This window comes from Fodinicurvata sediminis DSM 21159 (assembly GCF_000420625.1).
Lineage (GTDB): Bacteria > Pseudomonadota > Alphaproteobacteria > Kiloniellales > DSM-21159 > Fodinicurvata > Fodinicurvata sediminis.
Genome location: NZ_ATVH01000013.1, coordinates 228,104 through 249,246, shown reverse-complemented (window position 1 = coordinate 249,246; position 21,143 = coordinate 228,104). Strand labels below are relative to the sequence as shown.

At 63.5% G+C, this 21,143-nt stretch carries 20 protein-coding genes; 7 read left to right on the top strand and 13 right to left on the bottom strand.

The window, feature by feature from the left end; genetic code table 11:
• Nucleotides 1-5: 5 nt before the first annotated feature.
• The 7 genes from G502_RS0106225 to ribA all read right to left on the bottom strand — a co-directional run bounded on the left by G502_RS0106225 (nt 6) and on the right by ribA (nt 6,388).
• Nucleotides 6-1,997 carry a heme lyase CcmF/NrfE family subunit gene (locus tag G502_RS0106225; protein WP_022727799.1) on the bottom strand — a complete coding sequence of 664 codons (1,992 nt, stop codon included), beginning with the start codon at nt 1,995-1,997 and terminating at the stop codon, nt 6-8.
• Nucleotides 1,994-2,461: a cytochrome c maturation protein CcmE gene (ccmE, locus tag G502_RS0106220; RefSeq protein WP_022727798.1), complete on the bottom strand. Its 468-nt coding sequence runs from the start codon at nt 2,459-2,461 to the stop codon at nt 1,994-1,996. The genes G502_RS0106225 and ccmE overlap by 4 nt, the downstream gene beginning before the upstream one ends.
• Complete coding sequence (gene ccmD, locus G502_RS0106215; protein ID WP_022727797.1) at nt 2,458-2,667, bottom strand: heme exporter protein CcmD; 210 nt, start codon at nt 2,665-2,667, stop codon at nt 2,458-2,460. The genes ccmE and ccmD overlap by 4 nt, the downstream gene beginning before the upstream one ends.
• Nucleotides 2,668-2,672: 5 nt before the next feature.
• A complete protein-coding gene (locus G502_RS0106210) occupies nt 2,673-3,443 on the bottom strand; it encodes a heme ABC transporter permease (protein WP_022727796.1) in 771 nt (256 codons plus the stop codon).
• A gap of 176 nt (nt 3,444-3,619) precedes the next feature.
• Nucleotides 3,620-4,285 (bottom strand): heme exporter protein CcmB, encoded by a 666-nt coding sequence (ccmB, locus tag G502_RS0106205; protein WP_022727795.1) that lies wholly within the window; start codon nt 4,283-4,285, stop codon nt 3,620-3,622.
• Entirely contained in the window at nt 4,282-4,977 is a 696-nt protein-coding gene (gene ccmA, locus G502_RS18940) for a heme ABC exporter ATP-binding protein CcmA (protein ID WP_022727794.1), read from the bottom strand. The genes ccmB and ccmA overlap by 4 nt, the downstream gene beginning before the upstream one ends.
• Nucleotides 4,978-5,236: 259 nt before the next feature.
• Nucleotides 5,237-6,388, bottom strand: a complete 1,152-nt coding sequence (ribA, locus tag G502_RS0106195) for a GTP cyclohydrolase II (protein WP_026989142.1) — start codon at nt 6,386-6,388, stop codon at nt 5,237-5,239.
• A 238-nt stretch (nt 6,389-6,626) separates the two neighbouring features.
• Between ribA and G502_RS0106190 the strand changes: the two genes are divergently transcribed.
• Both G502_RS0106190 and G502_RS0106185 read left to right on the top strand, forming a co-directional pair.
• Complete coding sequence (locus G502_RS0106190) at nt 6,627-7,499, top strand: alpha/beta hydrolase (RefSeq protein WP_022727792.1); 873 nt, start codon at nt 6,627-6,629, stop codon at nt 7,497-7,499.
• Nucleotides 7,500-7,545: 46 nt separating this feature from the next.
• Nucleotides 7,546-8,241 carry a response regulator transcription factor gene (locus G502_RS0106185; protein ID WP_022727791.1) on the top strand — a complete coding sequence of 232 codons (696 nt, stop codon included), beginning with the start codon at nt 7,546-7,548 and terminating at the stop codon, nt 8,239-8,241.
• Nucleotides 8,242-8,247: 6 nt separating this feature from the next.
• On the opposite strand, the gene G502_RS0106180 is transcribed toward G502_RS0106185, so the two are convergent.
• From G502_RS0106180 to G502_RS0106170, 3 genes are all read right to left on the bottom strand, one after another.
• Entirely contained in the window at nt 8,248-8,769 is a 522-nt protein-coding gene (locus tag G502_RS0106180) for a hypothetical protein (RefSeq protein WP_022727790.1), read from the bottom strand.
• Nucleotides 8,766-9,560 (bottom strand): exodeoxyribonuclease III, encoded by a 795-nt coding sequence (gene xth, locus G502_RS0106175; RefSeq protein ID WP_022727789.1) that lies wholly within the window; start codon nt 9,558-9,560, stop codon nt 8,766-8,768. Before xth ends, G502_RS0106180 begins: the two co-directional genes overlap by 4 nt.
• A 453-nt stretch (nt 9,561-10,013) precedes the next feature.
• Nucleotides 10,014-10,790 (bottom strand): gamma-glutamyl-gamma-aminobutyrate hydrolase family protein, encoded by a 777-nt coding sequence (locus G502_RS0106170; RefSeq protein WP_022727788.1) that lies wholly within the window; start codon nt 10,788-10,790, stop codon nt 10,014-10,016.
• A 91-nt stretch (nt 10,791-10,881) separates the two neighbouring features.
• Here G502_RS0106170 and G502_RS0106165 point away from each other — a divergent pair, with 91 nt between their 5' ends.
• Nucleotides 10,882-11,700 (top strand): sterol desaturase family protein, encoded by an 819-nt coding sequence (locus tag G502_RS0106165; protein WP_022727787.1) that lies wholly within the window; start codon nt 10,882-10,884, stop codon nt 11,698-11,700.
• A gap of 6 nt (nt 11,701-11,706) precedes the next feature.
• Here G502_RS0106165 and G502_RS18935 read toward each other — a convergent pair whose 3' ends face one another.
• The 3 genes from G502_RS18935 to G502_RS0106150 form a co-directional block, all read right to left on the bottom strand.
• Complete coding sequence (locus G502_RS18935) at nt 11,707-12,423, bottom strand: LolA family protein (protein WP_022727786.1); 717 nt, start codon at nt 12,421-12,423, stop codon at nt 11,707-11,709.
• Nucleotides 12,424-12,504: 81 nt separating this feature from the next.
• Nucleotides 12,505-14,898: a DNA translocase FtsK gene (locus G502_RS0106155; protein ID WP_022727785.1), complete on the bottom strand. Its 2,394-nt coding sequence runs from the start codon at nt 14,896-14,898 to the stop codon at nt 12,505-12,507.
• A gap of 39 nt (nt 14,899-14,937) precedes the next feature.
• Complete coding sequence (locus G502_RS0106150) at nt 14,938-16,179, bottom strand: aminotransferase class I/II-fold pyridoxal phosphate-dependent enzyme (protein ID WP_022727784.1); 1,242 nt, start codon at nt 16,177-16,179, stop codon at nt 14,938-14,940.
• Between the two features lie 272 nt (nt 16,180-16,451).
• Between G502_RS0106150 and G502_RS0106145 the strand changes: the two genes are divergently transcribed.
• The 4 genes from G502_RS0106145 (at nt 16,452) to G502_RS18930 (ending at nt 21,139) form a co-directional block, all read left to right on the top strand.
• Nucleotides 16,452-16,799, top strand: a complete 348-nt coding sequence (locus G502_RS0106145) for a DUF4112 domain-containing protein (RefSeq protein WP_026989138.1) — start codon at nt 16,452-16,454, stop codon at nt 16,797-16,799.
• A gap of 225 nt (nt 16,800-17,024) precedes the next feature.
• Nucleotides 17,025-19,154, top strand: coding sequence for a TonB-dependent receptor domain-containing protein (locus G502_RS0106140; RefSeq protein WP_026989137.1), 2,130 nt, complete (start codon nt 17,025-17,027; stop codon nt 19,152-19,154).
• 24 nt (nt 19,155-19,178) lie between these two features.
• Nucleotides 19,179-20,249 (top strand): hemin-degrading factor, encoded by a 1,071-nt coding sequence (locus G502_RS0106135; protein ID WP_022727781.1) that lies wholly within the window; start codon nt 19,179-19,181, stop codon nt 20,247-20,249.
• On the top strand, nt 20,246-21,139 hold the full coding sequence (locus tag G502_RS18930; protein ID WP_022727780.1) for a heme/hemin ABC transporter substrate-binding protein: 894 nt from the start codon (nt 20,246-20,248) through the stop codon (nt 21,137-21,139). The genes G502_RS0106135 and G502_RS18930 overlap by 4 nt, the downstream gene beginning before the upstream one ends.
• Nucleotides 21,140-21,143 lie beyond the last annotated feature (4 nt).

Here is a 21,143-nt window from a genome sequence, read left to right as displayed (position 1 = left end):
GATTCCTATTCCGCGGCAACCGGTGCCCGGGTGTTCTGTCGTGCGGCGCGGCGCGGGGCACCGACCCTGAGCCGCCTGTCGGCAAGGGACAGCAGGCCACCGAACATCATCATGGCGGCCCCGGCCCAGATCCAGGGCACCAGAGGCTCGTAGTAGATACGTGCGGTCCAGTCTTGCCCTTCCTCAGGCGGTTCGGTGATGGTGGCGTAGAGATCGCCAAGCCCATTGGTCCGGATCGCCGCCTCGGTGGTATTACGCCCGGCAACGGGGTAGTAGCGACGTTCGGGTTCCAGCACGCCAAGGCTGCGGCCATCCCGCGTGACCTCAAAGATCCCGGTGGTGCTGCGGTAGTTGGGGCCGGGGCGGGTTTCCACATCCTGCAGTGTAAGGGTAAAGCCGGCAATCTCCAGATTGTCGCCGCGCTCGACGGCTTCCACCAGTTCCGACTTCCAGGCGCTGGAGCCTGTCATGCCGATCATGCAGACAGCCAGGCCGGCATGAGCCAGGGACATGCCATAGGCGGAACGCGGCAGGCCCCGCGCCCTGCGCCAACTGTCGCCCAGGGGGATGCGGAACAGGCGGACGCGTTCGGCCCATTCGATGAGGGTCGCCGCCAATAGCCAGACGGCAAAGCCCATGGCCAGGACAGCGAGCACCGGTCCGCCATTCTGCAGGTACCAGGTGGCCAGGGCCACCACCACCGCCAGAAGGGCCGCGATCCGCAGGCGTCCCAGTACACCGGCCAGGTCGGCCCGCTTCCAGGCCAGGAAGGGTCCGATGCCCATGGCAGCCACCAGGGGCAGCATCAGGGGCACGAAGGTGTAATTGTAGAAGGGCGGTCCGATGGAGACACGCCCGCCGGTCAGGGCCTCGAGAAACAGCGGATAGAGCGTGCCGATCAGCACCGTGGCGGTGGCCGTTGCCAGAAGCAGGTTGTTGAGCAGCAGACCGCCTTCGCGGCTGACCGGCGCGAAAAGACCGCCGGCCTTCAGGACCGGTGCACGCCAGGCGAAAAGAGCCAGCGAGCCGCCGGTGGCAATGGCCATCAGGCCCAGGATATAGCTGCCGCGTTCGGGATCCACGGCAAAGGCGTGAACCGAAGTCAGCAGGCCGGAGCGCACGATGAAGGTGCCCATCAGACTGAGACTGAAGGTCAGGATGGCCAGCAGGATGGTCCAGGCCTTCAGCGTATCGCGCTTCTCGACCACGATGGCGGAATGCAGCAGGGCCGTGCCCGCCAGCCAGGGCATGAAGGAGACGTTCTCCACCGGATCCCAGAACCACCATCCGCCCCAGCCCAGCTCGTAGTAGGCCCACCAGCTGCCCAGCGCGATTCCGCCGGTCAGGCTGCACCAGGCGGCCAGCGTCCAGGGCCGCACCCAGCGCGCCCAGGCGGCGTCCACGCGGCCTTCCAGCAGGGCGGCCACGGCGAAGGAGAAAGCCACGGAAAAGCCCACGTAGCCCAGATAGAGCAGGGGCGGATGGAAAGCCAGGCCGGGGTCCTGGAGCAACGGGTTCAAATCGTTGCCATCCAGGGGCGGATTGGCGACGCGTTCGAAGGGATTGGAGGTCAGCAGGGTGAAGGACAGGAAGCCGAGCGCGATCCAGGCCTGGACCGAGAGGACCCGTGCCTTCAGGGTCGCTGGCAGATTGCGGCCGAAGACGGCGACACCGGCGCCACAGAGCGCCAGCATCAGCACCCAGAGCAGCATCGAGCCTTCATGATTGCCCCAGACGCCGGTGACCTTGTAGAGCATCGGCTTGGCCGAGTGGGAGTTCTCCACCACGTTGGCCAGCGTGAAGTCACTGACCACGTAGGCATGGGTGAGCGCCGCAAAGGCCAGGGCGATGGCGCCCAACTGCCCCAGTGCGGCGGGGCGTGCCACTTCCATCCAGCGGCTGTCGCCCCGCAGCGCCCCCACAAAGGGAACGAAGCCCTGGACGACGGCCAGGACCAGCGCCAGGACCAGTGAGAAATGCCCGAGTTCAGGTATCACTGGCCTTTGGCCTCCGCTGGGCTCTCGCCGGATTCGGGCCGCCACTCCCCGCTTTCCTTCAGGGCGTCGGCAACCTCGGCCGGCATGTAGTTCTCGTCGTGGCGGGCCAGGACTTCACGGGCCTGGAATACTCCATCCTCACCGGCCTGACCTTCGGCCACCACGCCCTGGCCCTCGCGGAAGAGGTCGGGCAGTGCGCCCTGATAGGTCACGGACAGATCGTGTGTGCCATCGGTTACAACGAACTCGACGCGATTGCCGTCCAGGTGTTCCACGCTGCCTTCCTGGACCAGCCCGCCGATGCGCGCCGTACGTCCTTCGGGCAGGCCCTTGGCCTGCACGTCGCTCGGGGAGTAGAAGAAGACCAGATTGTCCTCGAAGGCCGTGAGGATCAGCGCCGCCGCGCTGGCGATGCACAGCAATCCGGCAAGCGCGATATAGAGACGGCGCCGCTTGCGAGTCATCGTCCTGCCTCCGGATTATCCGCGCCAGCCTGGTCCTGCAGGCCTGCTTCCCTTCGTTTCAACTCCTGCAGGCGCTGTTCGCCACGACGCAGGTCCTGTTGTGCGAGCAGGAACAGCCCGCCCATGACCAGCAGGGCCAGGCCGTAGCTGGGCCAGACGTAGGCACCGTAACCGCCCATGGAGAGAAAGGAAATCAGGCCGTCCATGAAAATCAGCGTCCCAACATGATGCGGCGATCCAGGGCCTCGGCCCGCTGGGCCACCAGAGCGGCCCGCATGCGCAGCAGGACCACCGCGAAGAAGAAGAACATGAAGCCACCGGCCATGACCAGCAACGGCCAGAGCATGGCCTCATGTATGGCAGGTGTGCCGATCCGTGTGACGCTGGCCGGCTGGTGCAGGGTGTTCCACCAGTCCACCGAGAACTTGATGATCGGCAGGTTGACCACGCCGGCCAGGGCCAGGACAGCTGCCGCCTTGCGGCCGCGCTCGGCGTTCTCGAAGGCGTGGGTGAGCGCCATGTGTCCCAGGTAGAGGAACAGCAGGATCAGCACCGAGGTCAGGCGGGCATCCCAGACCCACCAGGTGCCCCACATGGGTTTGCCCCAGAGCGAACCGGTGACCAGTGCAAGGAAGGTGAAGGTCGCGCCCACAGGGGCAATGGCCGTTGCCGCGATGCCGCCAAGTGGATGACGCCAGATCAGCAGAGAAGCACCGGCTGCCGCCAGTAGGCTGTAAGCGAATAATGCCATCCAGGCCGCCGGCACATGAACATACATGATGCGCACGGATTCACCCTGCTGGTAATCAGCGGGGGCAATGCCCAGGGACCAGACAAGCCCAACGCCCAGGCACAGTAGGGCCAGCCCCAGAGACCAGGGATAGACAAGGCCGGAGATACGCAGGAAACGGCCCGGGTTGGCAAAACGATGCCAGGACCCGCCGCTTGCTGTTGGCCTGGATGTTGAAGTTGCGCGCGTCACTTTAGTCTTCGGTTTCCCGATGCCCTCTGCCTTGTCCAGGCCCCTGCCTGGACAAAGGGGTGCATATCGGCGCCTAAAATGGCTTTTCAGGGCCCAAAGGTCCAGAGCGATCGCCTTGCAGTGCGGCAATCCACCGCCCCTGCAGGGGTGAATCAGGGAATGGTTTGGGTTCCCCGCTATTCCGCAGCTTGGCGCAAGGCCGCGGCGCCTGCCAGGGCGGCCAGGGGAAGGCTCAACAGCAGGACGGCAGCCAGCAGAAGAAGGTGAGGCCTTGCGGCCAGGCCGGTCAGGACGGCATCCACGGCCCCGGCCCCGAAGATCAGAACTGGAATATAAAGCGGTAACACCAACAGCGGCACCAGGACGCCGGCTCGGCGTGCGCCCAGGGTCAGGGCCGCGCCCAAGGCGCCCAGGGCGCTGAGCGCCAGGGTTCCCAGAAGCAGCGAGCCCAGCAGGACCGGCAGGGCATGGGCCGGCACGCCAAAAAATATGGCCAGTAGCGGCGTGGCCAGGATCAGAGGGCCCCCGCTCGCAAGCCAATGAGCGAGAATGCGTGCCAGCACGATGCCCTCCAGCGGGACCGGTGCCAGCAGCAGCAGATCCAGGGTGCCGTCCTCGTGATCCGGGGCGAAGAGGCGGTCCAGGGACAGCAGGACGGACAGCAGCGCCATGACCCAGATCAGTCCAGGGCCAAGCCGCAGCAGAAGGTTCGGCTCCGGGCCAACGGCAAAGGGGAAGAGGGCCGCCCCAAGGATGAAGAACAGCACGGCCAGCAAGACGTCACCACTCTGACGCAGGGCCAGGCGCAGATCGCGCCACATCAAGGAGGCCAGTGCGCTCATGACTCCAGTTCCCGCAACCGCTCCGGCGTGACGGCGAAAGCGCTCAGGTCCAGGCGCTGTTCCTCGACGGGCCAGATGTCCTGATGGGTGGCCAGTACGACGACCCCTCCGTTGCGGCGATGCTGCTCGATCTCGTTGCGCAGGGCCAGGACCGCAGCCTTGTCCAGCCCCACCAGGGGTTCGTCCAGAAGCCACAGCGGCATTTGCGCGACTTTCAGGCGCGCCAGTGCCAGGCGTCGTCCCTGGCCCGAGGAAAGTACCCGCCCTGGCCTGGCGGCCAGGGATTTCAGGTCAAAGGCCTCCAGAGCATCGAGGATCCGGTGCTGCGGCTGTCCATGGAAACGCGCCCAGAAGGCCAGGTCCTCCTGAAGTGTCAGGTTGGCCTTGATGGCATTGCGGTGACCGACATAGCCGATACCGGGGGATTGGCTGTCTCCGCCATGCAGCGGTGCCTCGTTCCATAGAAGATCCCCGCCGGATGGAGGCAGAAGGCCGGCCAGAATTCGCAGAAGGCTGGACTTGCCGCTGCCGTTCGGGCCGGTCAGCAGCAGCAGGTCACCGCTTTCCAGGTGGAAATGAAGGTCGCAGAAGACCGGCCAACCGCTGCGCAGGCAATCCAGGGCGACGCCCTCCAGCCGGTTGGGCTGGGTCGAGGGGTGCTGCTGTGCAGGGGAATGCGGGGCCGTGCTCATGATGCAGCGCTATAGCAGAGACAGGAGGATCTGCCAAAGCGCGATCAAGACAAGAAAAAAGCGGCCACCGGGGGTCGGTCCGGTGGCCGCGGTTCCAGCCTATGCTTGGGGGCATTGAAGGAGGTCGACTGGAAAACCTCTGACAGAGAGGGGAAGTCTCCGTGTAACTCTGAAAGTGGGCCGCGAATGTGTTTTCGAAAGGCCCCAAATAAGGCGTAAATGTGATTTCCACCGGCATATCTGTCCGGCGGCCGGTGCGCTAGATTTCGAACATGTGTCCAAAGCGTCGCGCCTTGGTGTCCAGATAGGCTTCATTGTGGCCGTTGGATGGAAAGCTGTGGGTCACACGATCCTCGACCGTGATGCCGTGACGCGCCAGGTCGCTCACCTTGTCAGGATTGTTGGTCAGCAGGCGGATCCGTGTGAAACCCAGATGCTTCAGCATTTCCGCCGCCGGCTCGTAGACGCGTTCGTCGGCATCGAAGCCCAGGGCCTCGTTGGCTTCCAGGGTGTCGGCCCCCTGGTCCTGCAGGCGATAGGCGCGCAGCTTGTTGACAAGACCGATGCCACGGCCTTCCTGGGCCAGATAGAGCAGGATCCCGGCACCTTCCGCCGTCATGGCTTCTATCGCCCCGCGCAGCTGGTCGCCGCAATCGCAGCGCAGCGAGCGCAGCAGATCACCTGTGAAGCATTCCGAATGCAGGCGGGTCAGGACGGGATACTCATCACTCGGGCTGCCCACGACGATGGCAAGGTGTTCACGTCCACCGTCGGCCGGGCGAAATGCAACGATCCGGGTATTCTCAGCGCCCAGCAGGGGCACTTGGGCCGAAGCCACCTGTTTCATCATCAGTGCGGCAGTGCCGCGGTAATGTCGTATCTGGGAGGGAGAAACGGACAGCATGCCTTCGGGCTTTTGTCCGACCGGCCGTATCAAGGCTGCGGGCAGCAGGCGGGCAAGCTTTGTCAGTTCCAGCGCGGCTTCTGCCGATGCCTGCGGAAAGGGCCGTATGCGCGCGGCCAGGTCCTCGCGATCGTGGGGCGCCGAATCCTTGCTGCCATCAGCGGGATTGGCCAGTTGCACGATATCCTCAAGGGCCAGCCCTGTGCAGTCGAGCGCCAGTGGGGCGTCCGCTTCGCTGACGAGGCCGAGTGCTTCGGCACGTGGGGCGGACAGGAGCAAGCAAACATCCTGTTCTTGGCCGTTCTGGCGCAGCGCCGTCATTGCCTCGTGGTCTGCGTTTTCGGCAGAAAGCACCAGGTGGCTCTGTTCTTTGGCGCTCCTGTCACTCCCGAGGAAGACCAGGCAGGCGCGGCGCAATTCGGAAACAGCGCGCTCCACGGCGATCCTGGAGTCGGGATCGAGCGCATCCGGACCGCTTAGGGGACTGTTCACCGGGAATTCATTCATGAAACCAACTTTCCGCTGCTTGCTCGCCATCAAAAGGTAGTTGGGGACAACTTGGTCATTCAAGCGTCACGAGGTGCCCCAAGACAATGGTTTAGCTTTTATAGCTGCCATGTTCATACGAACAGAACTCTTAATTGGTTCACGGGTAATTGCTTCTCAAGTTGGCGGTAGCATTGATTTGCCGTATAGCGTGGATCAAGAATGTTGCCGCGAGTACAGGAAGAGGGGCAAAGGGATCATGAATGATGTTACCTGGCGCGGCTGGGACAAGGCGGAACTTGACCGTCAATTGAACCAGCGCCAGCACACGCCCGAGCACAGCCAGCACTTCAGCCGCTGGGCGGCCGAAAGCGCCGTCGCGCGCGAGGAACTGGCGGTTCGTCGGGATCTGGCCTATGGTAAGGGACCTCTGCAGAAGCTGGACTACTTCCTGCCTAGTGAGGCTGGGGCGCCGCTGCTTGCCTTCATCCATGGCGGATACTGGCAGTCTCTGGACAAGGGCGACTTCAGCTTTCCCGCAAGTGCCTTCAAGGAGGCCGGGTTTGCCTATGCTTCGATCAATTATGACATGGCGCCGCATGTGAGCATTCCGGAGATGGTGAAGCAGATACGCGATGCCGTGGCCTGGCTTCACGAGCATGCCGAGGAACTGCAGTTTGACCCTGACCGCCTGGTCCTGGCTGGGCATTCGGCAGGCGGTCACCTGGCGGTCATGGCCTTGCTGACAGATTGGCAGGCGGACTACGGCTTGCCGCCCGACACCCTGAAGGGCGTGGGGTCGATTTCCGGGCTCTATGATCTGGCACCCCTGGCACAGAGCTACCAGCAGCCCATTCTGCAGCTGGATGAAGCGGCTGTGCAGGCGGCCAGCCCCCAGTACAACATTCCCCCGGCATCAGTTCGCCGGTTGCCCAAGCTTTTCATGGCCGTCGGACGGGCGGAAACCGAGGAATTCCAGCAGCAGCAACGGGATTTCGCGCAGGCCTGGAAGGCGGCGGGCCAGACGTCCGAAACCCTGGAACTGCCGGGTCGCAATCACTTCAGCATTGTCGACAGCCTGGCGGACAGCCGGCATGCTGTATTCAGGGCCCTTTGCCGGCTTGCAGACTGAGCATTGCTGATCCATGCAATCTGATCCGGAAAGGCACTAGAACGAGATGCGCGCCGCGGCTCCACGCAAGATACTGCTGGTCGATGATGACGCAGAGTTGCGCACGACGCTGGGCGAACAGCTGCGCCTGCACGAGGAATTCGTTATCCAGGAAGCCGAAAGTGGGGCCGAGGGCCTGAAGATCGGGCGTGAGGAGTACCATGATGCCCTGCTTCTGGACGTCGGCCTACCGGACATGGATGGGCGTGATCTCTGTCGCCTGCTGCGACGGGCCGGGGTGAAGGCGCCGATCATCATGCTGACGGCCATGGACAGCGATGCCGATACCATTTTGGGCCTGGAATCCGGCGCCAATGACTATGTAACCAAGCCGTTCCGCCTGGCTGTGCTCATGGCCCGGCTGCGGGCGCAACTGCGCCAGCATGATCATAGCGAGAATGCCGTTCTGTCCATCGGACCCTACAGCTTCCACCCGGTCTCCAAATCCCTGGTGCACAGCGAAAGCGGCCGCAAGATTCGCCTGACCGAGAAGGAAACGCAGATTCTGCGCTATCTCCATCGTGCCGGTGCGCGTGCTGTTCCGCGGGACACCTTGCTGGACGAGGTCTGGGGGTACAATGCGGGCGTCACAACCCATACGCTGGAAACGCATATCTATCGACTGCGACAGAAGATCGAGCAGGATCCTTCCGATGCCAAGGTCCTGATCACCGAGCCGGGCGGCTACCGCCTGTTGCCGTAAGGGGGCTCAGGTGCGGGGGTCCAGGCCCAGATGGAACAGGCTGTCCCGCGTGGTTTCATCCAGCTCCAGACCCTGTTCTCGGGCAGTCTCCAGTGCGGTTTCAGCCAACGCGTCAAAGCCATCCAGAGTCGATTCGAATTTCAGGCGTCCTTGTGGGTCACGCAGGACAAGCTGGAAATAGCCGCCCTGCATCTCGCGGCGCTGGCGCCGGGTCGCGTAATAGCGCAGGCGCAGATCCTGCAACTGGTCCCAGTCCATTCGGCGCGTCAGGGTCAAGCCCGGAAGCCGGATGGATCTTTCAAGTCCGGCGCGTGCAAGCTGAACCCAGGTTACATGCATGACCAGAGTCCTGAGCCCGAACAGGGCAAACAGCACGGCCAGCGGGCCGCAGATCCAGAGAGCCAAGGGCGCGAAGTCGGAGGCCAGCAGAAGGCCGAGCGCAAAAGCCAAGCCCGCCAGCGCCCGCAGGTCGTCCCCCAGAAGCTGGCCCGGCGGATAGTGAAGGCTGGTCTGCGCTGGCGTGTTCATGTAGCCAGTTCGACCAGGACCGGGACGTGATCCGAGGGTTTCTCCCAGCCACGCATGTCGCGCAGGGTCTTGATTCGCTGGATTTCCGGCATCAGGGGCTGGGAAGCCAGGGCATGGTCCAGGCGCCAGCCATAGTCCTTCTGGAAGGCCAAGGGATAGCGATAGCCCCACCAGCTGTAGAGCGGCTGGTCCGGTGGGGTGAAATGTCGGGGAACGTCCACAAGGGCCCCAGCATCGAGCAGATCGGCCATGCGCTGAGATTCGCCCGGCGTGTGACCGACGCTGCGGACCAGGCGCTTGTGATTCCAGACGTCGTTCTCCAAGGGGGCCACGTTCAAATCGCCGACGATCAGGACTTTCCGCCCGCGTGTGTTGGATTTCGCCCAGTGGGCCATTTCCTCGAGAAAGGACAGCTTGTGGGCGAATTTATCGTTCTTGTCCGGATCCGGGTCTGGTCCACCCGAGGGAACATAGAAATTGTGCAGTTCCAGGCCGCCGGGAAGTTCCACTTCCACATGGCGCTTGTCGTCCTTCTGGCACCAGATCCTGTGATCCCGCTTCTCGAAGGGAATGCGTGAGACAATGGCCACGCCATTGTAGCTCTTCTGTCCACGGAAGGCTTGATGCTGGTATCCCATCTCAGCCAGGGCCTCGCCCGGGAACAGGGGGTCGTCCACCTTGGTTTCCTGGAGGCAGAGGACGTCAGGGGCGTGCTCCTTGGACAGGCGTTCCAGATGGGGCAGGCGCTGGCGCAGGGAATTCACGTTCCAGGTTGCGATTTTCAGGCTCACGGTCCCGCTGCCTCCTTCACATGGGTGATGCAAGAATGACTGTTCGCGCGATCATATGCATCGTGCCGGCAAGGTAAACCGCTTGTGGACAGGAACCACCGGCAAGGGAAGGCGAAGGAGCAGCAGGGGAAAAGCGCCCCATAAGGGCCTGGGTCCCAGGAAGGGCTGGATCCAGGCACCACCCGGAAAAAGGAACGCCCGGTCGGGGGGCAGCCGGGCGTTCCGTAGCTCCGCGGAGACGTGGGAGTTTTGGCAGGGGACCTCAGGCTCCCACTATATAGGTGATTTGATAGACATCACCTTTGACTATAAATTTAGAGCAGTTTGGTCCTGTTGCAATAGATAAGAAGGGTAAGGGACCTGCAATTCCTGCATGCTTGAAGCCCAGTCATTCGCCTGAAGCAACACACGCGGCAGGAGTCCTCGCGGCCCGGGCCAAACAACCGAAACGATTCAAAGCCGATGCCGACCTGCGGCATAATGGCGCACGGCACGGGCAAATGCACTGAACAGGGCGCGTGAAACGGGATTCTCCGCAGCTTTGTACTCCGGATGCCATTGCACACCCAGCACGAAACTCTTGCCCTTGCCATAGCGGACGGCTTCGATCGTGCCGTCCGGCGCCCATGCTTCAACCTTGAGGCTGGAGCCAAGCTGGTCAATGGCCTGATGATGCAGGGAGTTCACCTCGATTGGCTTATCCCCTTCGGGCAGCAGGGTGGCCAGTAAACTGTCGGGGTCTATCTCGATCGGGTGGCGCGGCCCATACTGGATGTCGGGATCGGGGTCGTCCGGTCGACGATAATCCATACGCCCTGGCACCTGATGCACGGCAGGACAGAGACTGCCGCCCAGGGCGACGTTGAGTTCCTGCATGCCACGGCAGATCGCGAACAGCGGCAGGCCCCGTTCCAGGGCAGCTGGGATCAACGAGAGCGTGGCACCGTCCCTGGCTTCATCGAAGGGTGCATGCTGATCGCTTTCCGCCTGTTCGTAGCGTTGTGGATGGACATTGGACGGACTGCCGGTCAACACCAGGCCCGAAATACCGTCCAGAAGGGCGTCGACCTCGAGGGCCTCGCCAAAGGCGGGAAATACAACGGGAAGCAGGCCTGCGGCTTCGTCCACGGCACGCAGGTACTTGTCACCGATGGCATGATAGGAAGCGCCGTCGATTCGTTTCGAACAGGCGGACAGGCCTACGAGGGGACGCGGAGAGGTGGTGATCATGGATCTTTCTCCTAGCGCCGTCGGGGTTATCCCTCAAGCGCATTTCCTCCTGAGCCCTTGTCCACCGGCCGGAGCGGCCTAGACTGAAGGCATGGAGCTGACTCTCGAGAATCTGCTTGCCTGGAAGGGCATTGTCGTTGCCGTCTGGTTTGCCGGTTTTTTCGTGCTCGAACGGCTTTTCCCGGCCGCCCCCTATCCGGAAGGCCGGGGAAAGGCTGTGTCCGGGGGACTCCTCGCCCGGCTTGCGGTCTCGGTACAGCGTGTGATCCGCAACCTAGGGCTCTGGTTGCTAAATACCGGCCTGTCACCCCTGGTGGTCCTGCCGCTGTCGGTCTGGGCCGCGAGTCATGCACTCGACTGGCGGCCCCAGTGGTGGACGGGCCTGCCGGGTCTCGCGCTGGATCTCATGATCCTGGACTTCCTGATCTACTGGTGGCATCGCGCAAACCATGAGTTTGCATTCCTCTGGCGCTTCCATGAAGTCCATCACCTGGACCGTTTCCTGGACAGCAGCAGTGCGTTGCGGTTTCATTTCGGGGAGGTGTTGCTGTCGGCAATGGCGCGCGCCGGCGTGATCGTGCTTCTGGGGTTTCCGGTCAGTTCGATCCTGGTCTTCGAAGCCCTGGTCCTGCTGGCCAGCATTTTCCATCATTCGAACCTGCGCCTGCCTCCTGGCCTGGAAACGGCATTGTCCAGGCTGTTCATCACACCCTCGATCCACTGGGTGCATCACCACAAGGTCCGGCGCGACACTGATTCCAACTACGGAACCCTGTTCAGTTTCTGGGATCCCCTCTTCGGCTCGCGCAGCTCGAAGGCACGCGACCCGGACATGCCGATCGGCGTGGAGCGGGAAGAGGAGCGTCCCTATCTGAAGCTGCTGCTGCGTCCCTTCCGGCTGCGCGGGTAGGCTGCGTCAGCGTCCGCGGTTCTGGTTGCGCGGATCCATGCCCGGGGCCATGACGCCGGGAAGGTTCTGGACGTTGAAGGTGCGCGGTTCGAACTCGACATCATAGGAGAGATTCGCCAGCGAAACGGTCGTCTCAACCCCCTGTGCATCGGTCACGATCCAGCGCTTCAGGGTCATAGGGTCCCGGGTCAGCTGGATCTCGATGCTGCCCATGCCGGGTTCGTCCGCCTGCTGCAGCAGGATGGCGACGGTGCCGTCGCGCTCGCGGACGCCGAGGACTTCAAGGTCGTCAGCGGCAAAGGAAACGTCTTCGCGCAACAGCAGCCAGAGCGGCGTCTGGCGCAGGGGCAGCATGGTGGCTTCCTCCAGTTCACGATCATAGACCGTCAGATTGAAGCCATCGGCCACCAGCAGCGTGGGGTTGGGACTGTCGTACTCGAATCGCATGCGCCCCGGCCGCCGCAGTGCCACCTCGCCTTCGGCATAGTTGCCTGTCGAAGTCACCTGCGCGAAACGGCCTTCCATGGTGCCAATGCCGTTCAAGTATTCCTCGACCTCTTCCAGGATCTCACGTTGTTCCTGGTCCAGCTCGTCCAGCGACGCGCTGGCAGACAAGGGGGAGAGAAGCAGCGCGAACAGGGCCAGCAGAAGGGCCAGCGGCCGGACGGAGAGGCTTGCTCTGGACTGCGGTGTGCTCTCGAGAATGCTCGGGATAGGGCGCATGTGCGAATCTGCCTTTCGTCGACTTTTTGTTCGCCCTAGAGATGCGGACCCATTTGGGCCATTCAAGGGCGCAAATGCGACCTATCCTTGATCTCCGTGGTCGGGCAACAGCACCTCGCGGCGTCCCACGTGATTGGCCGGGCCGACCACGCCCTCGGCCTCCATCTGTTCGATCAGGCGGGCCGCACGGTTGTAACCGATTTGCAGCTGGCGCTGGATGAAGGAGGTCGAGGCCTTGCGGTGCTGGGCCACAACGGCCAGGGCGCGATCGTAGAGTTCGTCGCCGGATCCGCCGCCGGAGCCGTCGTCTCCCCCCGGCAGGCCGGGGAACCCCGGTTCGTCGCCGCTTTCCTCGGTCACGCCCTCGACAAAGGCGGGCTGTCCCTGAGCCTTCAGATGGGCAACCACAGCCTCGACCTCGGCATCGCTGACAAAGGGACCGTGAATGCGCGAGATGCGCCCGCCATGGGCCATGTAGAGCATGTCGCCCATGCCCAGAAGGTGTTCCGCGCCCGATTCGCCCAGGATCGTCCGGCTGTCGATCTTGGAAGTGACGTTGAAGGAGATGCGGGTCGGGAAGTTGGCCTTGATGGTGCCGGTGATGACATCCACCGAGGGGCGCTGTGTGGCCATGATCAGGTGAATGCCGGCCGCACGGGCCATCTGGGCCAGGCGCTGGATGGCGGCCTCGACCTCCTTGCCCGCGACCAGCATCAGGTCCGCCATCTCGTCGACAACGACGACGATATAGGGCAGGGGTTCCAGATCGAAGGCCTCTTCCTCGTGGATCGGCTGGCCGGTATCCGGGTCGAATCCGGTCTGGACGCGGCGGGTCAGCACCTGGCCCGATTTGCGCGCCTCCTCGATGCGCGCATTGTAGCCATCGATATTGCGCACCCCCAGCAGCGACATGGAGCGATAGCGGTTCTCCATCTCGCGAACCACCCATTTCAATGCGACCACCGCTTTCTTGGGTTCCGTGACAACCGGGGTCAGCAGGTGCGGAATGCCGTCATAGATGCTGAGTTCCAGCATCTTGGGGTCGACCATGATCATGCGGCAGCGTTCCGGCGGCATGCGGTAGAGCAGCGAGAGGATCATGCCGTTGATGCCCACCGACTTGCCCGAGCCCGTGGTTCCGGCAATCAGAAGGTGCGGCATACGGGCCAGGTCGACCACCTGCGGCATGCCGCCGATATCCTTGCCGAGAACCAGCGGCAGGCTGCCTTTCGACTGTTCGAAGGCTTCGGCCGCCAGCAGCTCGCGCAGGTAGACCGTTTCGCGCTTGGCATTGGGCAGCTCGATCCCGATGGTGCTGGAACCCGGGACCACGGCTACGCGCACGGAAACGGCCGACATGGAGCGAGCAATGTCGTCGGCCAGCGTGATCACACGGTTCGTCTTGGTGCCCGGCGCCGGTTCCAGTTCGTAACGGGTCACTACAGGCCCGGGGCGTACTTTCACGATTTCGCCACGTACACCGAAGTCCTGCAGGACCGTTTCCAGCAGCCGTGCGTTCTTTTCCAGGGCATCCCGGTTCAGCTGTGCGTCGGGATTGGCCTTGGCTTCGGTCAGAAGGGTGAGGGGAGGTGCCTCATAGCCGCTGGGCCCCAGGGCCAGGGAACCCTGGACATCTTTCTGTGCCTTCTTGCTTTGCGCCGGTCGGGGCGCACGCGGGGCAATCAGGTCGCCTTCCTCGGTTTCAGCAGGCTTCTCAGCCGCTGGCTCCGGCGGTGCGGGCGCTTCCGCGGCTTCCTTCGTCTTGGCCGTGCGCTTCTGGGTTGGTTGCTTCTTCCGTGTGCGTACAGGTTCGGATTCGGTCTCTTCGGCAGCACTGTCCCGCTGGCGGCGTAACAGTGCGCGCAGCTTACCGGCCAGGCGCGTGGGGCCCTGCCAGAGCGCCCTCCATTCCCCCAGACTGACAGCCAGGCTGAAGAGGCCCAGGAAAAGGGCCAGTGCACCGGATGCCACGGCCAGCATGGTCGGCATTAGATTGCTGGCTTGATAGGCATGGCCAAGGATGAGGGCACCCGAGAAGCCGCCCAGGCCGCTGCGCAGGGGCCAATCCGAGGGCGGCGGTATTGCTGCCAGGGTTGTCGCGGCAAAAAGGACCGCAAACAGACCGGCCAGGAGCCGCAGCCACCAGCGGGGTACGGCGTGGTTCCGGATCAGTCGCCACCCCCAGGCGATGAAAAGCCCGCAGAGACCGAACACCGACAGCCCCAGGCTCTGCATCAGAATGTCCGCCAGGTAGGCACCGGGCAGTCCAAGCAGATTGTTGACCTGGTCGCGCGCAGCGCGGTTCAGTGAGGGATCCTGCGGATCATAGCTGAAACAGATGGCGGCCAGGACCAGGCCCGCAAGAATGATGCCCAGTCCAGCAAGTTCGATCAGGCGCAGGCGTAGGAATCCCCCCGTGCCCGAAGGCAGCAGGCGTGTACGTTTTGCTGTACTTGTGCTGCGTGAAGCGGCCATATTGGCTATCGGCTCCCCTGCCGTGAACGCCTGTGGGCTCTAGAGCATTTCCGCCAGACGGTCCAGCGCCTTCTCTGTGACCTGCGGCTCGTGGACCAGGGCCACCCGGATATAGGGGGCACCTGGGTTGTCTGCCGGATCCGCTCCTTCTTCGTCCGGGCAGAGATAACGGCCGGGCAGCACGCGCAGGCCCGCTTCCTTCCAGGCGCGCAACGCGAAGGCCTCGCCATCGCCCACCTGGAGCCAGGCGAAGAATCCGCCCGCCGGCATGCGCCAGCCGGTCTTGGCCCAGAGCTTTTCCTCGGCCATCTCGAACAGGGTGCGGTAGTAGCAGCGCGTTTCCACCACGTGAGCCTCGTCGCGCCACAGGGCCGCACTGGCATGTAGAACAGGCGTGGGGACACTGGCGCCGCCATAGCGCATGAAGGCGTCGATCCCGTCCACCAGTTCTCCGTCACCGGCCACGAAGCCGGAGCGCAAGCCGGCAGCACTGGAGCGCTTGGACAGGGAATGGAAGGTCAGCAGGCCGTCCGTGCCCGCGGGGCCCTGGACGGCCTCCAGCAGTCCGGCCGGCGGTTCGTCCGTATAGATGTCAGCGTAACACTCGTCGGCAGCCAGCACGAATCCATGACGTTGTGCCAACTCGATCCAGGCGCGCCACTGTTCGCGCGAAGCCACTGCGCCTTCCGGATTTGAGGGTGAGCAGAAAAAGGCGATCGCCGTACGGTCCAGGACGTCCGCGGGCAGGCCTTCGTAATTGGGCAGGAAGTTGTTGTCGGCGCGGGCCGGGACAAAGACGGGCTCGGCGCCGGCAGCAAGCGCACCGCCGGCATAGACGTGATAGCCGGGTGAGGGGATAAGGACCTTGGTGCGCCCCTCGGCCGCGCCGCGGTTGATGGCCGTCAGGGTCGCGAAGAACAGGCCTTCGCGGCTGCCCGGAAGCGGCAGGATCTGGCGGTCGGCATCCAGGGTGTCCGGGGACAGGCCATAACGCCGGACCAGCCAGTCATGGCAGGCGGCCCGGAAATCCGGGGTGCCGCGAAACGGCGGATAGTATGACCAGTCATTGGGATAGGCCGCCAGTGTTTCGGCCAGCAGGGGCGGCGTCGGCAGCTGGGGGTCGCCTATGGATAGGCTGATGGGGGCGCCGTCGGGCAGGGGGGAGGCGCCGGGCTTCTCTCCGTCCAGAAGATGCGAAAGCCGCATGAAGGGCTGGTAGACGCGCGGGTCGCGGCGGGCCTGGGCTGTGGCGTTTGACGAAGCAGGAGAGGTGGAGGTCATGAAGCTCTGTGCTTTCTCTGGTTGCAGACACGGCGACTCGGATCATGGCGCAGGGATTCCGAGCGGGACAAACCGGAAACAGGAATCCAGCTGCCGAAGATAGAATCCACTTCTAGGGGTGGTCAAAAGACGACTCCCAAGATATCGAAAGAACAAACACGGAATGTTCTCGTGTTGCCGGCCAGTGTGCAAGGCTTTCACACCGACCTGTCTCTTCCCATCTTTAGCGAATGTTGTCGACGACCTCCAGCCTTGAAGAGACTCCGACGAAAGTGGAGACTGCCCAGCGCCTGGCCCGGTTGGAGCGTCTGGCCGACCTGCTCGACACCCGTTGGCGCATACCGGGGACCTCCCTCCGATTCGGACTGGATGGCGTGGCCAGTATCCTGCCTTTGGCCGGGGATACGGCAACGGCCTGCGTGTCGGGCTATCTGATCTGGCAGTCCGCGCGTCTGGGCGCTTCGCGCATGGCGCTGTTGGGCATGGCTGCCAATGTGGCCCTGGACTGGGCCGTTGGGTCGATCCCCCTGCTGGGCACGCTTTTCGATGTGGGCTTCAAGGCCAACCGCAGGAACATGCGCCTGTTGCGTCGGCACCTGGAGCGCAAAGCCAAGAGCTGAGTTACGCCGCGGCCGGCCAAGCACGCAACGGAATTCCAAAGAATAGTAGGATTGAGACTCATTTTCATTGCAAATGAGTCTCAATATTTATATTGCTGTCTCCGGTAAAGGGAATGCAGGCCCTCGTTGTGAGGGATGGGGATGAAAGTCCGAGACAGGTGAGGGGTCAGGCACCTGTCTATGGATTTCGACTGCGATTCCCGCAAACTAGGGGACACGACAGCAATGCAGAACACTTTTATAACCCGCCTGACCATCGGGATGGGCGGCATCGCACTGGCGACAGCCGTCTCCATGCCTGTTCTTGCCCAGGGGGACATTGACTCCGAACAGTTGGCCGCCACCGACGAACGCAATGCCGCCGAGCTCAATCTCGACCCCGTCAGCATCACCGCCACACGCAATCCCGTGGCTGCCTTCGACTATCCGGGCATGGTCTCTGTGGTCGATCGCGAGGAGATGGACAGGCGCCAGCCCTCCAGCCTGGACGATGTTCTGGGTTACCTGCCAGGCGTGCAGTTCACCGGCGGACCCCGCCGTACCGGCGAGATGCCTAGCATTCGCGGCTTCAGCGGAGCCGACCTGGTGGTCCTGCTTGACGGCGCACGGCAGAATTTTCTTTCTGGCCACAGCGGTCGCTTGTTCGTGGATCCCAGCCTGCTCCGCGAGGCGGAGGTGCTGCGCGGCTCCAGTTCCTCGCTCTATGGAAGCGGTGCCACAGGCGGTGTGATCGAGCTGCGCACCATCGGGGCCGACGATATCCTGGGCGAGGACGATACGGTTGGACTGCGCACCAGCCTGGGTGGGCAGAGCGTGAACCGGGAATGGAATGTCACCACCACGGCAGCCGCGCGGCCCGACGAGAATGTCGGTCTGCTGGCCAGCGTGACGCGTCGGGCCTCGGGCCGAATTGATCTGGGCGACGGCAACACGCTGACCAACACCAACGACGACATCGTCTCCGGTATGGTGAAGAGCAATTTCACCCTGGGCCAATATCACAATCTCGAGGCCTCCGCCCTGTTCTTCAACAACGATGCCCGCGAGCCGATCAACGGCCAGGGAGCGGGAGGACAGGACAAGGTCGAAAAGTCAATCCGCAATCGGACCTTCCGTCTCTCCTACAGTTACGACAATCCAGAGGAAACACTGATCAACCCTCAGGTGACGGCCTACTATGCGGAGAATAAGGTGGAGGACCTGCGCCTGGATGCCCTGGGTGCGGGGCCGGAGGGCGAACGCCTGTTCAGGCGTATCGAGACGGTGGGATTGCGCGGCGAAAATCGCTCCCATTTCCGCTTTTCGGAAAACAGCGATGTCACTTTTACCTACGGAGTGGAGGCACACCGGGACAAGCAGACCGGACGAGTCGACGGTGGGCCAAGGGAGTCCGTACCTGATGCCGAATCGGATTATGCAGGTGCCTTCCTGCAGGGCGAGTTCTCCTTCCGCGAGCCATTCGGGGCACTGCCCGGAGAGATTCTCCTGATTCCCGGCCTGCGTTACGACTACTACAAGTCAAGCAGCGATAATGCCGAGGACAACAAGGACACTGCACTTTCGCCGCGCATCGGGGCCAGCTACCTGCCGACGGACTGGAGCTTGCTGTTTGCCAGCTATGGCGAGGCCTTCCGTGCGCCGACCTTTGGTGAACTCTACCCTTCTGGCGTGCACTTCCAGATACCCGGCTTCGGAGTGAACAACTTCATCCCAAATCCGGATCTGGAGCCGCAAAAGACCCGGACTCTCGAAATCGGTGCGGGTCTCGATTTCAAGGATATTTTCGTGGCGCGTGATCGTTTCCAAATCAAGGGCTCGCGCTACTGGACAAAGGGCAAGGACTTCATCGACGTGGAAGTCGTTCAGCCCGGACCCCCGGCTTGCTTTCCGCCAAACTGCAACGGGACGACCCAGAATGTGAATGTGGAGGATGCGAAGCTGTCGGGGAATGAGATCGAGGCTTCCTATGATCATCCCCGCTTCCGTTTGTCTGCCAACTATGCCGATATCGACGGTGAAAATGAAGAGACAGGCGAGAAGCTCGGCGTGCTCTTTCCGCGTCGCGTCAATCTGGACGGCACGCTGAAACTCCCGGAATTCGATTCCTTCCTCGGCTGGCGCATCCTGGCGGCCGATGATTTCGACAAGACCGAGGATCCGGCCGAAGAGCGTGACGGCTATGTGGTGCATGACCTCTATGCCGGCTGGGTCCCCCAGGAAGGCCCCCTGGAAGGTCTGCGAATCGATTTCGGCATCGATAACGTTTTCGACAAGACCTATGCCCGTACCTACACCGATGCGCCCGAACCCGGGCGGAATTTCAAGGGCATGATCAGTTACACGCTGACCTGGTAGGGGCCAGCCAAGGAGGAGAGGACCATGGACAAGCAGATATCTGAAACACAGGCCACAGGGTCAGAGCTTCACGCCCGCCTGGCGGCCCTGAAGGCAGCGGAGCCGGGCCTGCGCGCCTGCGATCTGGCGCAGCGCCTGGAGGTCAGCGAGGCCGAGCTGCTGGCGGCCCGCACCGGCGATGGCGTGATGCGCCTGAGCGAGGACTGGCATGCACTGGTCAATGCGCTGCCCGAGTTGGGCCGGGTCATGGCACTGACCCGCAACGAGCATGCGGTGCACGAGAAGCACGGCACCTACAGCGACATCCGCCTGATGAAGGCGCATGGCCTGGTGCTGGACCCGGAAATCGACCTGCGGCTCTTCTTCAATCGCTGGTCTTTCGCCTTTGCCGTGGAAGAAGAGGTGAAGAGCGGGCTGCGCCGCAGCCTGCAGGTCTTCGACCGCAGCGGCACGGCCGTGCACAAGGTCTATACGGCCCCGGACAGCGATCCCGGTCAGTTCTGGCGGGTTGTCGAGCGTCTGAAGGCGCCGGACCAGACACCGGCCATTGCCGTGGGCGAGCCCTATCGCGAGAAGCCCGAGCTGCCGGATGGGGAGATCGACGTGGAGGCTCTGCGCACCGCCTGGGACGATCTGAAGGACACCCACGACTTCCGCACCCTGCTGCAGAAGCATCGCGTGGGACGGCTGCAGGCGCTGCGGCTCACCGGGCCGGGTTATGCCAGCAGGCTGCCGGAGGGCGCGTTCCGCCGGGCCCTGCAACTCGCGGCTGAACGCCAGGTGCCGATCATGATCTTCGTGGGCAGCCATGGTGTGATCCAGATCCACGGCGGGCCGGTCACGAACCTGCGCGAGACCGGTTCCTGGTTCAACGTGCTGGATGCGGATTTCAACCTGCATCTCCACGAACCCGGCATCGCTTCGACCTGGCAGGTGCGCAAACCCACCAGCGACGGCCGTGTTACCTCCATCGAGGCCTATGACACGGAAGGGCGCCAGGTCGTGCAGATGTTCGGTGTGCGCAAGCCGGGCGTTCCGGAGCGCGAGGACTGGCGCCAGCTGGTCGCCGACCTGATGGAGGAACTGGCGGAATGAGCCCGGGGCGCGTTCTTCGATTCGGTTTCCTCCTGGTCGGTTTCCTCGCCGTCACCGCCCCGGCATCTGCCCGGGAGACCGTGCCCGAACGTGTGGTCTCCATCGGCGGGGCGGTGACGGAACTCGTCTACGAGCTTGGAGCGGAGGGCCGGTTGGTGGCCGTGGACAGCACCAGTCAGTATCCGCCGGAAGCGCTCGAACGCCTTCCGGATGTGGGCTACCTGCGCGCCCTTTCGGCCGAACCGATCCTGGCGCTGGAGCCGGATCTGGTGCTGGCGCTGGAAGAAGCCGGGCCACCGGAGGCCCTGGCCCATCTGCGCGATGCCGGCGTGCGCCTGGAGGTTGTCCCCAGCGATCCCACGCCGGCCGGTGTCGCGGAGAAGGCCCGCGTCATCGGTGCAGCGCTGGGCTTGGAAGAAGAGGCGGATCGTCTGGCTGAGAGTCTGGAAGTCGAACTGAGCGCCCTGGAGACCGCCCTGGAGGGTGTCGAACCGCGCCCGCGGGTCCTGTTTCTGCTGTCGGTCGGGCGCGGCGCGCCCATGGCCGGCGGACGCGAAACGGCGGCGGACGGGATCATTTCCCTGGCGGGCGGGCAGAATGCCGTGCGTGCTTTCGAGGGGTTCAAGCCCCTGAGTCCGGAAGCGGCTCTCTCGGCGGCCCCGGAGGTATTGCTGGTGACCCGCAGCACCCTTGAGGCATTGGGTGGACGCGAGGCCCTGCTGGCCCGGCCGGAGATAGCCGGCACGCCGGCCGGCGAGACGGGGCGTCTTGTCGTCATGGATGCTTTGCTGTTGCTCGGCTTCGGGCCGCGCACGCCGCAGGCCGTGCGGGAGCTGGCCACCGAACTGCAGCCGGACCTCGCCCTGCCGGATTCGCCGGGAGATCAATGACCCC

Coding starts and splice junctions, on each gene's coding strand:
- ccmE (WP_022727798.1), bottom strand. CDS start 2,461: ATGACTCGCAAGCGGCGCCGTCTCTATATCGCGCTTGCCGGATTGCTG.
- ccmD (WP_022727797.1), bottom strand. CDS start 2,667: ATGGACGGCCTGATTTCCTTTCTCTCCATGGGCGGTTACGGTGCCTAC.
- ccmB (WP_022727795.1), bottom strand. CDS start 4,285: ATGAGCGCACTGGCCTCCTTGATGTGGCGCGATCTGCGCCTGGCCCTG.
- ccmA (WP_022727794.1), bottom strand. CDS start 4,977: ATGAGCACGGCCCCGCATTCCCCTGCACAGCAGCACCCCTCGACCCAG.
- ribA (WP_026989142.1), bottom strand. CDS start 6,388: ATGAATGAATTCCCGGTGAACAGTCCCCTAAGCGGTCCGGATGCGCTC.
- G502_RS0106190 (WP_022727792.1), top strand. CDS start 6,627: ATGAATGATGTTACCTGGCGCGGCTGGGACAAGGCGGAACTTGACCGT.
- G502_RS0106185 (WP_022727791.1), top strand. CDS start 7,546: ATGCGCGCCGCGGCTCCACGCAAGATACTGCTGGTCGATGATGACGCA.
- G502_RS0106180 (WP_022727790.1), bottom strand. CDS start 8,769: ATGAACACGCCAGCGCAGACCAGCCTTCACTATCCGCCGGGCCAGCTT.
- G502_RS0106170 (WP_022727788.1), bottom strand. CDS start 10,790: ATGATCACCACCTCTCCGCGTCCCCTCGTAGGCCTGTCCGCCTGTTCG.
- G502_RS0106165 (WP_022727787.1), top strand. CDS start 10,882: ATGGAGCTGACTCTCGAGAATCTGCTTGCCTGGAAGGGCATTGTCGTT.
- G502_RS18935 (WP_022727786.1), bottom strand. CDS start 12,423: ATGCGCCCTATCCCGAGCATTCTCGAGAGCACACCGCAGTCCAGAGCA.
- G502_RS0106155 (WP_022727785.1), bottom strand. CDS start 14,898: ATGGCCGCTTCACGCAGCACAAGTACAGCAAAACGTACACGCCTGCTG.
- G502_RS0106150 (WP_022727784.1), bottom strand. CDS start 16,179: ATGACCTCCACCTCTCCTGCTTCGTCAAACGCCACAGCCCAGGCCCGC.
- G502_RS0106140 (WP_026989137.1), top strand. CDS start 17,025: ATGCAGAACACTTTTATAACCCGCCTGACCATCGGGATGGGCGGCATC.
- G502_RS0106135 (WP_022727781.1), top strand. CDS start 19,179: ATGGACAAGCAGATATCTGAAACACAGGCCACAGGGTCAGAGCTTCAC.
- G502_RS18930 (WP_022727780.1), top strand. CDS start 20,246: ATGAGCCCGGGGCGCGTTCTTCGATTCGGTTTCCTCCTGGTCGGTTTC.